We start from the raw sequence: 12844 nt of genomic DNA, 5'->3' as shown, positions 1-12844 counted from the left end.
GGAGCCCCTACCGCTCCGTAGACTCACCCGCATGAGCAACGACCCCGCCGTGGAGATCCGCGGACTGGTGAAACGGTACGGATCGAAGACGGCCGTCGACGGCCTGGACCTCACCGTCCCCGGCGGCGCGGTCACCGCGGTCCTCGGCCCCAACGGCGCGGGCAAGACCACCACGATCGAGACCTGCGAGGGCTACCGCCGCCCCGACGCCGGCACCGTCCGCGTCCTGGGCCTCGACCCGGTGGCCCGGGCGGAGGCCCTGCGCCCGCGGATCGGCGTGATGCTCCAGTCCGGCGGCGTCTACTCCGGTGCCCGCGCCGTCGAGATGCTGCGCCACATGGCGAAGCTGTACGCCGACCCGCTGGACGTCGACGCCCTGGTCGAGCGCCTCGGCCTCGGCGGCTGCGGCCGCACCCCCTACCGCCGGCTCTCCGGCGGCCAGCAGCAGCGGCTCTCCCTGGCCATGGCCGTCGTCGGCCGCCCCGAGCTGGTCTTCCTGGACGAGCCCACCGCCGGCCTGGACCCGCAGGCCCGCCGCGCCACCTGGGACCTCGTACGGGAGCTGCGCGCCGACGGGGTCGCCGTCGTCCTCACCACCCACCACATGGACGAGGCCGAGCAGCTCGCCGACGAGGTGGCCATCGTGGACGCCGGCAAGGTCATCGCCCACGGCAGCCCCGAGCAGCTCTGCCGCGGCGGCGCCGAGAACACCCTGCGCTTCTCCGGCCGCCCCGCCCTCGACCTCGCCTCCCTCCTCAAGGCCCTGCCCGACGGCACCGAGGCCGCCGAGCTCACCCCCGGCTCCTACCGGGTCACCGGCGACGTGGACCCGCAGCTGCTGGCCACCGTCACCTCCTGGTGCGCCCAGCACGGGGTGATGCCCAGCAGCCTCACGGTGGAACGGCACACCCTCGAGGACGTCTTCCTCGAACTGACCGGTAAGGAGCTGCGCGCATGAGCGCCGGTACGTTCACCCCGCGGCCGGGGGCCGCGCCGGTCACCCGGATGATCTGGGCGCAGACCGCGCTGGAGACCCGGATGCTGCTGCGCAACGGTGAGCAGCTGCTGCTCACCGTGATCATCCCGGCGCTGCTGCTGACCCTGTTCTCCGCCGTCGACATCGTCGACACGGGGGAGGGGAAGTCCGTGGACTTCCTCGCGCCGGGCGTGCTCGCGCTCGCCGTGATGTCCACCGCCTTCACCGGCCAGGCCATCGCCACCGGCTTCGACCGCCGCTACGGGGTCCTCAAGCGGCTCGGGGCCTCCCCGCTGCCGCGCTGGGCGCTGATGGCCGCGAAGACCCTGTCGGTGCTGGTCACCGAGGTGCTCCAGATCGCCCTGCTGACGGTGATCGCCCTCGCGCTGGGCTGGTCCCCGCACGGGAACCCGCTCGCGGTGGCGGCCCTCGTGCTGCTGGGTACCGCCGCCTTCTCCGGACTCGGGCTGCTGATGGCGGGCACCCTCAAGGCCGAGGTGACGCTGGCCGCCGCCAACCTGGTGTTCCTGCTGCTGCTGGTCGGCGGCGGGGTGATCGTGCCGCTGGAGAAGTTCCCCGGCGCGGCCCAGGCCGTCCTCGGGCTGCTGCCGGTCTCGGCGCTGTCCGACGGGCTGCGCGAGGTGCTCCGGCACGGGTCCGGGCTCCCGATGGGCGACGTGGCGGTACTGGCCGGCTGGGCGGTCCTGGGGCTGGGCGCGGCCGCGAAGTGGTTCCGCTGGGAGTAGGGCACAGCCGCCCCCGAGCGGAACCGACGCCGCGTCGGCGGCCCCCGGTTCCGCCGGGACGGGGTGACGATGCTCTCCGCCCCGCGGCCCGTCCGGCGGGAGTGAATCACCGCCGCGGGTCGTTGGGCGTGCGGGAGGCCGACCACCTCCACGGGAAGCGGACGGGCGACGCCGGGGGACGACGAGCATGGTGCAGCGGGAGGCCGTACTACGGCTGGACGGGCAGTGGGCGCGGATCCGTTCGGGGGCCGCGCAGGCGGATCCCGGCGAGGCGGACCGGCTGCTCGGCGAGCTGATCGGGGCGCTGCGCGAGCCCGCCCGGACCGATCCGGAGTGCGCGGCCCGGCTGGGGCTGCGCCTCGGCGACCTCGCCGGGCGCCGGTTCGCCGCCGGGGACCGGGCGGGGGCGCTGGCCGCCATCGAGGAGGGCCTGCGGCACGCGCAGCAGGCCGCGGGGCACGCGCCCGAGTACGCCCGGTGGTACGCCCGGGGGCTGATCAACCAGGGGGTCTGGCTGGCCTGGCCGCTGAGCGACGCCGCCCGCCTGCCCCGGCATCCGCTCGGCGAGGCCGCGGAGGAGGGCCCGGGCGCGATGGAACGGGCGGCCGGCGAGCGGGCCCGTGACCTGACCCGGGCCGCCGTCGAGGTGTGGGCCGGGCTCGACCAGGACGACCCCGTCAACCGGCGCGGGCTCGCCCAGGCCAAGGTGTTCCTCGGCGACCGCCTGGCGGAGCTGGGCCTCGCCGCCGACGCCGTCGCCTGGGCGGTGGACGCCGAGGCCGGGTTCCGCCGGCTGCTGCTCGCCTCCCCCGGGCCCGAGGAGGCCCAGGAGGCGGAGGAGGCCCTCGACCACATCGGCCGCCAGCTGGAGCTGCGGCTGCGCTACCTGTCGTTCGACTCCCTGGCCGGGCTGCGGACCGGCGGGCTGCTGCCCGAGCGGCTGCTCCCGCAGGCGGTGGTGGCCGCGCGGATCCAGGGGGCGTCCGAGGAGGACGTGGCCGCCCGGCTGGGGCTGGAGGCCGAGCAGGTCGCCACCATGCTGGAGGTCACCCCCTGGCGTGCGGTGTGGCGCGTCGAGGTGCGCGGCGCCGACGGGCTGTGGGCCGTGGTGCCCGCCCCCTGGCGGGGCTCGGCGGAGGTGCGGCAGCGCACCGCCGAGGAGGTGGGGACGGAGGTGGTGCGGGGCTTCATGGCCTCCCCGCAGTACCCCGGCGACGCCGCCCTGTGGCGGGTACGGGTGTGGTGGCACGAGGAGGGCGACCCGGCCGGAGCCAGGTTCCGCCTGGTCGTCGGGCCCGACGCACCCGCAGCCACCCCCTCGTGAAAGTTTGCACAAAGCGGCGCATACGATAGGCGCCGTGTTGAACCCATTCGCATACCTCGCCGCCCGCTGGACCCCGTCACCCCGGATCGTCCAGCGTGCCGCCGCCATCGCGGTCCTGATGAGCGTCGTCATCGTCGTCACCGGCGGTGCGGTACGGCTGACCGGTTCCGGTCTCGGCTGCGACACCTGGCCCAAGTGCACGGACGACAGCCTGATCGTGACCGAGGCGCAGGGCTTCCACGGCGCCATCGAGTTCGGCAACCGGATGCTCACGTACGTGCTCTGCGCGGCGGTCGGCGGCGTGATCCTCACGGCCCGCTCCGCCAAGCCGTGGCGGCGCTCCCTGACGAAGCTCGGCTGGACCCAGTTCGCCCTCGTCATGGGCAACGCCGTCCTCGGCGGCATCACCGTGCTGACGGGTCTGAACCCGTACAGCGTGGCCGGGCACTTCCTGCTGGCGACCACCCTGCTCGCGGTCACGACGATCACCTGGCAGCGCACCCGCGAGGGTGACGGCGCCCCCCGCCCGCGCGTGCCGGGTCCGGTGCGCAAGCTGTCGTGGGCCCTGATCGCCACCACCCTGGTGCTGATCGCGGCGGGCACGGTCGTGACCGGCTCCGGGCCGCACGCCGGCGACAAGAGCGAGATCAAGCGGATGCCGTTCGACTGGGCGACCACCGCCCACGTCCACGCGATCGCCGCCTGGCTGGTGTGCGCGCTGGGCGTGGCGATGTGGCTGGTGCTGCGGGTGGTCGACGCCCCCGCCGACACCCGGGCGCGCGCCCGGGACCTGCTGGTCGTGCTGCTCGCCCAGGGCGCCATCGGCTACGTGCAGTTCTTCACCTCGCTGCCCGAGGCCCTGGTCGCCGCCCACATGCTCGGCTCCTGCCTGGTGTGGGTCTCCGTGCTGCGCCTGGCCCTGAGCCTGCGCGAGCGCTCGGACGAACAGGCGGACGCCCCGGCCCGCGACGACGCACAGCTCTCGGCGGTCTAGGGGGCGTCCCCCTAGCCCCCCTCGTCCAGCCGGTAGACGCGGCGGGCGTTGCCCGCCGCGAGCATGGCCGCGACCCGGTCGGCGTCCCGCCAGGACCAGGCCCCTTCCGCCACCCAGCCGCCCAGCACCCGGCCGAGCGCCTCGCGGAACACCAGGGCGCCGACCGCGTGCAGCTCGGGCAGGCCTCGACCGCCGCTGGAGAACAGCAGCTTCCCGAAGGGCGCGAGCTCCAGCAGCTCGGCCAGCACGGCCGCCGCCCGCGCCCCCGTGCGGGCGAGGGCGGGCCCGAGGTCGGCGTGGACGTGCGGGTACGCCGCGGCGAGCCGCGCCGTGTGCCGGTGGTGCGGGTACCCCGCGAGCAGGACGAGCCGTGACCCCGGGCCCGCCGTGGCCCGGACGACCCCGGTCAGCGCCTCCGGTGCGGCCCCGCCGGTGTGCAGCTGGAGCGGCAGCCCGCAGGTCACCGCGCTCCACAGCAGGTGCCGCAGCAGCACGGGGTCCCGTACCGGCCCTCCCCCGGCCCGCGCGGCCAGCCACCGCCCGGCCGCCCCGCGGACCTCGCCGGGGCCGGGCGGCTGCGGGTGCGCGGCCAGCGCGGCGGCGTACCCGGCGTGGGGCCCGCAGCCGAAGGCGACGGCGCCCGAGGCGGCGTGGTGGACGGCTCCGGCGAGGTTGGCGAGGAAGGCGGCGACGGTCTCCGAGGTGTCGGCGGCCCGCTCGGCGAGCGATTCCAGCCGGACCACCTCGAAGGCCTCGGCGTCCCCCGCGAGGGCCAGCTCCTTGGGCCCGGTGAGGTCGTCCCCGGGTGCTCCCGTGTCGACCAGGTACGCACCCACCCCGGAGCCCCGCAGCAGTCTGCGCGCGCTCTCGGCGGCCCCGAGCTCGCGCCGCCGGGCCAGGTAGCGGGCGGGCGCGCAGTGCGGCTCCAGGCCCAGCAGGGGCGGGCACCAGCGGCGTACGGCGAAGCCGGCCTGGGTGTCGAAGAAGGTGGTGCCAGCGGCGGGCGGGCCGGCCGAGCGGACCAGCTGGGCCTCGAAGGTGGCGAGTCCGAGCTCCGTGCGGAGGACTCCGTGGCAGTGCTGGTCCACCAGGGGCGGCGTTTCGATCATCCGGTCATCCCGTTGCGGACGTGAGGAAGCGGCTTCCACACGTCCTAACGGGTGAGCGGGGTATGAAGTATTGCCCCGGTCGTTGACCGGCCGGTTCAGGCGGTCGGGTTGGCCGGTCCGCCCACCTGGATCCCGGCCATGCGGGTCCACTCGTACGGACCGGTCTTCACGCGCGCGGCGAGCTCTCCGTCGAAGTCCTCGTGGAGGGTCAGCCCGGCCTTCTCGGCGGCGAGCTGCGCCACGGCGTACGTGGGGGCCACCAGGTCGCCCCAGCCGCCGTCGGTGCCCACGAGGACGATCCGGGTGCCGGCCTGGCCGATGTGCGCGAGCTGGCCCTCGGCGCCGCCGTGCTGCTTGGCGAACGCGCCGATCTGCCGGGCCAGCTTCGCCGCCGTGCGGCTGTGCTTCTTGTCCGCGGCCTCTGCGGTCTGTGCGGTGTCTGCGGTGTCTGCCATGGACCGCATGCTACCGGCGGGTAATCAAGGGAGGAAGCGTCAACGGAGGAAGGGATCCACGGCCACGGCCACGAACAGCAGCGACACATAGGTGATCGACCAGTGGAACAGCCGCATCTCCTTGAGCTTCGCGCCCGTGATCCCGGCCTTGGCCCGTGCGTTCAGCGCGTGCGCCTCCCACAGCCACCAGCCGCCCGCCAGCAGCGCGACGGAGGTGTAGAACCAGCCGGTGTAGTGCAGCGGCGTCAGCAGCAGCGAGACGGCGACCATCACCCAGCTGTAGATGACGATCTGGCGCGCCACGGCCTTGTTGCCCGCGACGACCGGCAGCATCGGCACGCCGACCCGCGCGTAGTCGTCCTTCACCTTCATGGACAGCGGCCAGTAGTGCGGCGGCGTCCAGAAGAAGATGACGAGGAAGAGGATGACGGCGGCCCAGGAGACCTCGTTGCGCACGGCCGACCAGCCGATGAGCACCGGCATGCAGCCGGCGATCCCGCCCCAGACGATGTTCTGCGCGGTCCGCCGCTTCAGCAGCATCGTGTAGACGACCACGTAGAAGAGGAGCGCGCCGAGGGCGAGCGCGGCCGACAGCCAGTTGATCAGCAGGCCGAAGAACAGGGTCGACACGACCCCGAGCGTGATGCCGAAGACCAGGCACTCGCGCGGGCTCACCATGCCGGTCACCAGCGGCCGCTGCGACGTACGGTCCATCAGGGCGTCGATGTCGCGGTCGATGTACATGTTGAGCGCGTTGGCGCCGCCCGCCGACAGGTAGCCGCCGAAGCAGGTGGCGAGCACCAGCCACAGCGACGGCACGCCCTGCTCGGCGAGGAACATCACCGGCACTGTGGTGATCAGCAGAAGTTCGATGATCCGCGGCTTGGTCAAAGCCACGAAAGCCATGGCCCGGGCCCCGAACGGCCGGTGACCGGGGCTCGTCCCGAGCACCCCCGCTGGACGGGATTCGACGGCCGTCACGCACACCCCTGAGAGAGAATCCAGCAAGCTTCCGAAGCGATGCCTCCAGTAAATGAAGGCTCGGTAAAGGCTTGCGCGTACCACGCCACTGTAGACGTAGCTCTTGCCCCGCCCTGCGCGGGGGTCGCCTCGTGTTGAGCCGATCGGACCGCCGGCAAGATCATCGGCGGCGGATCCCAGGTGAACACCGGACACCGGGAGGGCGACGCACTGCCTGCACTCGAATAGCCGCACGCGCTGGCGGGGGTAGGCTCGGAATCGCCCCGGTGTCACCGTTCGTCACCGGGAAAACAACATGTGGAGAGGAGCCCTGCACAGGTGAGCACCAAGCCGACCACCCCAGAGCTCGAGTGGACCGAACTGGACCAGCGGGCCGTCGACACCGCCCGCATCCTGGCCGCCGACGCGGTCCAGAAGGTCGGGAACGGACACCCCGGTACGGCGATGAGCCTGGCCCCCGCCGCGTACACGCTTTTCCAGAAGGTCATGCGGCACGACCCGTCCGACCCGCAGTGGGTCGGCCGCGACCGTTTCGTGCTCTCCGCGGGGCACTCGTCCCTCACCCTTTACACCCAGCTCTACCTCGGCGGGTTCGGCCTGGAGCTGGAGGACCTCGAGTCCTTCCGCACCTGGGGCTCCAAGACCCCCGGCCACCCGGAGTACGGCCACACCGCCGGCGTCGAGACCACCACCGGCCCGCTGGGCCAGGGCGTCGCGAACGCGGTGGGCATGGCCATGGCCGCCCGCTACGAGCGCGGCCTGTTCGACCCGGAGGCCGCCACGGGCGCCTCCCCGTTCGACCACATGGTCTACGCGATCGCGGGTGACGGCTGCCTGCAGGAGGGCATCTCCCACGAGGCGTCCGCGCTGGCCGGCCACCAGAAGCTCGGCAACCTGGTGCTGCTGTGGGACGACAACCACATCTCCATCGAGGGTGACACGGAGACGGCCGTCTCCGAGGACACCATGAAGCGCTACGAGGCGTACGGCTGGCACGTCCAGCGCGTCGAGCAGCAGGCCAACGGCGACCTCGACCCGAAGGCCCTCTTCGCCGCCCTCCAGGCCGCCAAGGCCGAGACCGGGCGCCCGTCCTTCATCGCGGCCCGCTCGATCATCGCCTGGCCCGCGCCGCACGCCCAGAACACCGAGGCCGCCCACGGCTCGGCCCTCGGCAACGACGAGGTCGCCGCCACCAAGCGCGTGCTCGGCTTCGACCCGGAGAAGACCTTCGAGGTCTCCGACGAGGTCCTCGCCCACACCCGCGCCCTGGCCGACCGCGGCCGCGAGGCCCGCGCCGCCTGGGAGAAGGACTTCTCCGCCTGGCGCACCGCCAACCCGGAGCGCGCCGCCTCCTTCGACCGCATCGAGTCCAACGAGCTTCCCGAGGGCTGGGAGGACAAGCTCCCCGTCTTCGAGACCGGCAAGGGCGTCGCCACCCGCGCGGCCTCCGGCAAGGTCCTGGAGGCGCTCGGCGCGGTCATCCCGGAGCTGTGGGGCGGCTCGGCCGACCTGGCCGGCTCCAACAACACCACCATCGACAAGAACTCCTCGTTCCTGCCGGTGGGCAACCCGCTGCCGGAGGCCGACCCCTACGGCCGCACCGTCCACTACGGCATCCGCGAGCACGCGATGGCCGCCGTGATGAACGGCATCGCGCTGCACGGCCACACCCGCATCTACGGCGGCACCTTCCTGGTGTTCTCCGACTACATGCGCAACGCCGTCCGCCTGTCCTCCCTAATGCACCTGCCGGTGACGTACGTGTGGACGCACGACTCCATCGGCCTCGGCGAGGACGGCCCGACCCACCAGCCGGTCGAGCACGTCGCCTCGCTGCGCGCCATCCCGGGCCTCAACGTGATCCGCCCGGCCGACGCCAACGAGACCGCCATCGCCTGGCGCGAGGTCCTGCGCCGCCACACCAAGGTGTTCGGCAAGGGCGCCCCGCACGGCCTGGCCCTCACCCGCCAGGGCGTGCCGACCTACGAGCGCAACGAGGACGCGGCCAAGGGCGGCTACGTGCTGTTCGAGGCCGAGGGCGGCCCCGCCCAGGTCGTCCTGATCGGCACCGGCTCCGAGGTCCAGCTCGCCGTCGCCGCGCGCGAGGCGCTGCAGGCCGAGGGCGTGCCCGCCCGGGTCGTCTCGATGCCCTGCGTCGAGTGGTTCGAGGAGCAGTCCCAGGAGTACAAGGACGGCGTCCTGCCGCCTTCCGTCAAGGCGCGAGTCGCGGTCGAGGCCGGCATCGGCCTGACCTGGCACCGTTACGTCGGGGACGCGGGCCGGATCGTCTCGCTGGAGCACTTCGGTGCCTCGGCGGACGGCGCCGTGCTGTTCCGCGAGTTCGGCCTCACCGCCGAAGCCGTGACCGCAGCCGCGAAGGACTCCCTCAACGCCGCTGCGCGCTGACCCGGTACAAAAACCAGTAGGAGATGCAATTCCGATGACAGACGCACTCAAGCGCCTCTCCGACGAGGGCGTGGCGATCTGGCTGGACGACCTGTCCCGCAAGCGCATCACGTCCGGCAACCTCGCCGAGCTGATCGACCAGCAGCACGTGGTCGGTGTCACCACCAACCCGTCGATCTTCCAGAAGGCCATCAGCAGCGGTGACGGCTACGAGCAGCAGCTCGCCGACCTCGCCGCCCGCAAGGTCACCGTCGACGAGGCCATCCGCATGATCACCACGGCGGACGTCCGCGACGCCGCCGACATCCTGCGCCCCCTCTACGACTCCACCGAGGGTCAGGACGGCCGGGTCTCGATCGAGGTCGACCCGCGCCTGGCGCACGACACCACGGCGACCGTCGCCGAGGCCAAGCAGCTCGCCTGGCTGGTGGACCGCCCGAACACGCTCATCAAGATCCCGGCGACCAAGGCCGGCCTGCCGGCGATCACCGAGGTCATCGGCCGGGGCATCAGCGTCAACGTGACGCTGATCTTCTCGCTGGAGCGCTACCGCGAGGTCATGGACGCCTACCTCGCGGGCCTGGAGAAGGCCAAGGCCGCCGGCCTGGACCTCTCCCTGATCCACTCGGTCGCTTCGTTCTTCGTGTCCCGCGTGGACACCGAGATCGACAAGCGCCTGGACTCCGTCGGCACCGACGAGGCCAAGGCCCTGAAGGGCAAGGCGGCCCTCGCCAACGCCCGTCTGGCCTACGAGGCGTACGAGGAGGTCTTCTCCTCCGACCGCTGGGCGGCCCTGGACCGGGCGCACGCCAACAAGCAGCGCCCCCTGTGGGCCTCCACCGGCGTCAAGGACCCGGCGTACAAGGACACCCTGTACGTGGTGGACCTGGTCGCCCCCGGCACCGTCAACACCATGCCCGAGGCGACCCTGGAGGCCACCGCCGACCACGGCGAGGTCACCGGGGACACCATCCGCGGCACGTACGAGCAGGCGCGCGCCGAGCTCGAAGCGGTCGCGAAGCTGGGCATCTCGTACGACGATGTGGTGCAGCTGCTCGAGGACGAGGGCGTCGAGAAGTTCGAGGCGGCCTGGAACGACCTGCTGAAGTCGACCGAGGCGGAGCTCAAGCGCCTCACCCCCGCGGAGGACTGAGTATTTTGTCGGTGAACGGAGCGAACCCGCTTCGTGACGCACAGGACCGGCGGCTCCCGCGCATCGCGGGACCGTCCGGCCTGGTGATTTTCGGCGTTACGGGTGACCTGTCGCGCAAGAAGCTCATGCCCGCCGTCTACGACCTCGCCAACCGCGGCCTGCTGCCCCCGGGCTTCTCGCTGATCGGTTTCGCCCGCCGCGAGTGGCAGGACGAGGACTTCGCCCAGGAGGTGTACGAGGCCGTCAAGCAGCACTCGCGCACCCCCTTCCGGGAGGAGGTCTGGCAGCAGCTGGTGCAGGGCTGCCGGTTCGTCCAGGGCGAGTTCGACGACGACGCGGCCTTCGAGACGCTCAAGCAGACGATCGACGAACTCGACAAGGCCCAGGGCACGGGCGGCAACTTCGCCTTCTACCTCTCGGTGCCGCCGAAGTTCTTCCCCAAGGTGGTCCAGCAGCTCAAGAACCACGGGCTGGCGCAGAAGGAGGGCTCCTGGCGGCGTGCCGTCATCGAGAAGCCCTTCGGCCACGACCTCAAGAGCGCCGAGGAGCTCAACCAGGTCGTCCACGAGGTCTTCCCCCGGGACGAGGTCTTCCGGATCGACCACTACCTCGGCAAGGAGACCGTCCAGAACATCCTGGCGCTCCGCTTCGCCAACACCATGTTCGAGCCGATCTGGAACCGGTCGTACGTCGACCACGTGCAGATCACCATGGCGGAGGACATCGGCATCGGCGGCCGGGCCGGGTACTACGACGGCATCGGCGCCGCCCGTGACGTCATCCAGAACCACCTGCTCCAGCTGCTGGCGCTCACGGCGATGGAGGAGCCCGGCTCCTTCCACCCCAAGGCCCTGGTGGCGGAGAAGCTGAAGGTGCTCAGCGCCGTCGAGATCCCCGAGGACCTGGGCAAGCACACCGTGCGCGGCCAGTACTCGGCGGCCTGGCAGGGCGGCGAGAAGGTCAAGGGGTACCTGGAGGAGGACGGGATCAACCCGAACTCCAAGACCGACACCTACGCGGCCATCCGCCTGGAGATCAACAACCGCCGCTGGGCGGGCGTCCCGTTCTACCTGCGCACGGGCAAGCGCCTGGGCCGCCGGGTGACCGAGATCGCGGTGGTCTTCAAGCGGGCGCCGTACCTGCCGTTCGAATCGGGCGCGACCGAGGAGCTGGGGCAGAACGCCCTGGTCATCCGGGTCCAGCCGGACGAGGGCGTGACGGTCCGTTTCGGCTCCAAGGTGCCCGGCACCTCCATGGAGGTCCGGGACGTCACGATGGACTTCGCCTACGGCGAGTCCTTCACGGAGTCCAGCCCCGAGGCCTACGAGCGGCTCATCCTCGACGTCCTCCTCGGCGACGCGAACCTCTTCCCGCGTCACCAGGAAGTCGAGCTGTCCTGGAACATCCTCGACCCGATCGAGGAGTACTGGGACAAGCACGGCAAGCCCGCGCAGTACCCGGCGGGCACGTGGGGGCCGGTCGAGGCGGACGAGATGCTCGCACGAGACGGACGGAGCTGGCGCCGGCCATGAAGATCGACCTCACGGAGACCACCTCCAGCAAGATCAACGCCGCCTTGGTGCAGGCGCGCCGGGACATCGGCACGCCGGCCATCGGCATGGTCCTCACGCTGGTGATCGTGACCGACGAAGAGAACGCGTACGACGCGCTCAAGTCGGCGAACGACGCCTCCCACGAACACCCTTCGCGGATCGTCGTCGTGGTCAAGCGGGTCAGCCGCTCCCCGCGCAGCCGCCGCGAAGCCCGGCTCGACGCGGAGATCCGTGTCGGGGCGGACTCCGGTACCGGCGAAACCGTCGTACTGCGCCTGCACGGCGAACTGGTCGACCACGCCCAGTCCGTCGTACTGCCCCTGCTGCTGCCGGACGCCCCCGTGGTGGTCTGGTGGCCGGAGGGCGCTCCGGTGGACCTGGCGGGCGATCCGCTGGGCGCGCTGGGGCAGCGCCGGATCACGGACACCTACTCCTCCGAGCACCCGATCAACGCGCTCGGTGCCCGGGCGGAGGCGTACGCCCCGGGTGACACGGACCTGTCCTGGACCCGGATCACGCCGTGGCGCTCGATGCTGGCCGCCGCGCTGGACCAGGTGACGCTGTCGCCGGTCGTCTCGGCGACCGTCGAGGGCGAGGACGAGAACCCGAGCTGCGAGCTGCTGGCCATGTGGCTGGCGGACCGTCTCGGGGTCCCGGTCAACCGGACCCTGTCAGGGGGGCCGGGGCTGACCGCCGTGCGCATGGAGACCAAGGACGGCTCGATCGTCCTGGACCGCGCGGACGGCTCGCTGGCCACGCTGTGCATGCCGGGGCAGCCGGACCGTGCGGTGGCGCTGAAGCGGCGTGACACGGCCGAGCTGCTGGCGGAGGAGCTCCGCCGGCTGGACCCGGACAACACGTACGAGGCGTCCCTGAAGTTCGGCGTCTCCCGGCTGTCGACGGAGACTCCGGCGCCGGCTGCCGAGGCGGCGCCTTCCGAGGCGGAGGCTCCGGCGGAGAAGCCGGCCGCCGCCAAGCCGGCGCGCGCGTCGAAGCGGGCCTCGGCGAAGTAGCCGACCCGCCGGGGGGGGCGGGGCGGGGGGTTCGTCTCCCCGCCCCCCCCTTCGCCCGGTGCCCGGGGGGTCCGCCCCGGACCCCCCGCCGCAAAAGCCCGCGGGGGGGGGTAATTGCGCGGGGCGGGAAATAC

At 72.4% G+C, this 12844-nt stretch carries 11 protein-coding genes; 8 read left to right on the top strand and 3 right to left on the bottom strand.

Going from position 1 to position 12844, the window contains the following annotated elements; all coding sequences use genetic code 11:
- The first annotated feature begins 31 nt into the window (after positions 1-31).
- The 4 genes from ACFVXK_RS11000 to ACFVXK_RS10985 all read left to right on the top strand — a co-directional run bounded on the left by ACFVXK_RS11000 (position 32) and on the right by ACFVXK_RS10985 (position 4040).
- The gene (locus ACFVXK_RS11000; protein WP_389611196.1) at positions 32-958 is read left to right on the top strand and encodes an ABC transporter ATP-binding protein; all 927 of its coding nucleotides are present in this window, start codon (positions 32-34) and stop codon (positions 956-958) included.
- On the top strand, positions 955-1722 hold the full coding sequence (locus ACFVXK_RS10995) for an ABC transporter permease (protein WP_389611195.1): 768 nt from the start codon (positions 955-957) through the stop codon (positions 1720-1722). The genes ACFVXK_RS11000 and ACFVXK_RS10995 overlap by 4 nt, the downstream gene beginning before the upstream one ends.
- 187 nt (positions 1723-1909) lie before the next feature.
- Positions 1910-3046, top strand: a complete 1137-nt coding sequence (locus ACFVXK_RS10990) for a hypothetical protein (protein ID WP_389611194.1) — start codon at positions 1910-1912, stop codon at positions 3044-3046.
- 4 nt (positions 3047-3050) lie between these two features.
- Positions 3051-4040 carry a heme A synthase gene (locus ACFVXK_RS10985; protein ID WP_389611193.1) on the top strand — a complete coding sequence of 330 codons (990 nt, stop codon included), beginning with the start codon at positions 3051-3053 and terminating at the stop codon, positions 4038-4040.
- A gap of 11 nt (positions 4041-4051) precedes the next feature.
- Here ACFVXK_RS10985 and ACFVXK_RS10980 read toward each other — a convergent pair whose 3' ends face one another.
- The 3 genes from ACFVXK_RS10980 to ACFVXK_RS10970 form a co-directional block, all read right to left on the bottom strand.
- Positions 4052-5149 (bottom strand): amidohydrolase, encoded by a 1098-nt coding sequence (locus ACFVXK_RS10980; protein ID WP_389611192.1) that lies wholly within the window; start codon positions 5147-5149, stop codon positions 4052-4054.
- Between the two features lie 95 nt (positions 5150-5244).
- The gene (locus tag ACFVXK_RS10975) at positions 5245-5604 is read right to left on the bottom strand and encodes a hypothetical protein (RefSeq protein ID WP_389611191.1); all 360 of its coding nucleotides are present in this window, start codon (positions 5602-5604) and stop codon (positions 5245-5247) included.
- 39 nt (positions 5605-5643) lie between these two features.
- Complete coding sequence (locus ACFVXK_RS10970) at positions 5644-6585, bottom strand: heme o synthase (RefSeq protein WP_389611190.1); 942 nt, start codon at positions 6583-6585, stop codon at positions 5644-5646.
- 318 nt (positions 6586-6903) lie between these two features.
- Here ACFVXK_RS10970 and tkt point away from each other — a divergent pair, with 318 nt between their 5' ends.
- The 4 genes from tkt to opcA are packed head-to-tail and all read left to right on the top strand — an operon-like array spanning position 6904 to position 12710.
- Positions 6904-8991 carry a transketolase gene (gene tkt / locus ACFVXK_RS10965; RefSeq protein WP_389611189.1) on the top strand — a complete coding sequence of 696 codons (2088 nt, stop codon included), beginning with the start codon at positions 6904-6906 and terminating at the stop codon, positions 8989-8991.
- Between the two features lie 34 nt (positions 8992-9025).
- Positions 9026-10144 (top strand): transaldolase, encoded by a 1119-nt coding sequence (tal, locus tag ACFVXK_RS10960; RefSeq protein WP_389611188.1) that lies wholly within the window; start codon positions 9026-9028, stop codon positions 10142-10144.
- 2 nt (positions 10145-10146) lie between these two features.
- A complete protein-coding gene (gene zwf / locus ACFVXK_RS10955) occupies positions 10147-11676 on the top strand; it encodes a glucose-6-phosphate dehydrogenase (protein WP_358893199.1) in 1530 nt (509 codons plus the stop codon).
- Positions 11673-12710, top strand: a complete 1038-nt coding sequence (gene opcA, locus ACFVXK_RS10950; protein ID WP_389611187.1) for a glucose-6-phosphate dehydrogenase assembly protein OpcA — start codon at positions 11673-11675, stop codon at positions 12708-12710. Before zwf ends, opcA begins: the two co-directional genes overlap by 4 nt.
- The last annotated feature ends 134 nt before the right edge of the window (positions 12711-12844 follow it).

Source organism: Streptomyces sp. NPDC058157, from assembly GCF_042884105.1.
Lineage (GTDB): Bacteria > Actinomycetota > Actinomycetes > Streptomycetales > Streptomycetaceae > Streptomyces.
This window is presented reverse-complemented; position numbering and strand designations above follow the sequence as displayed.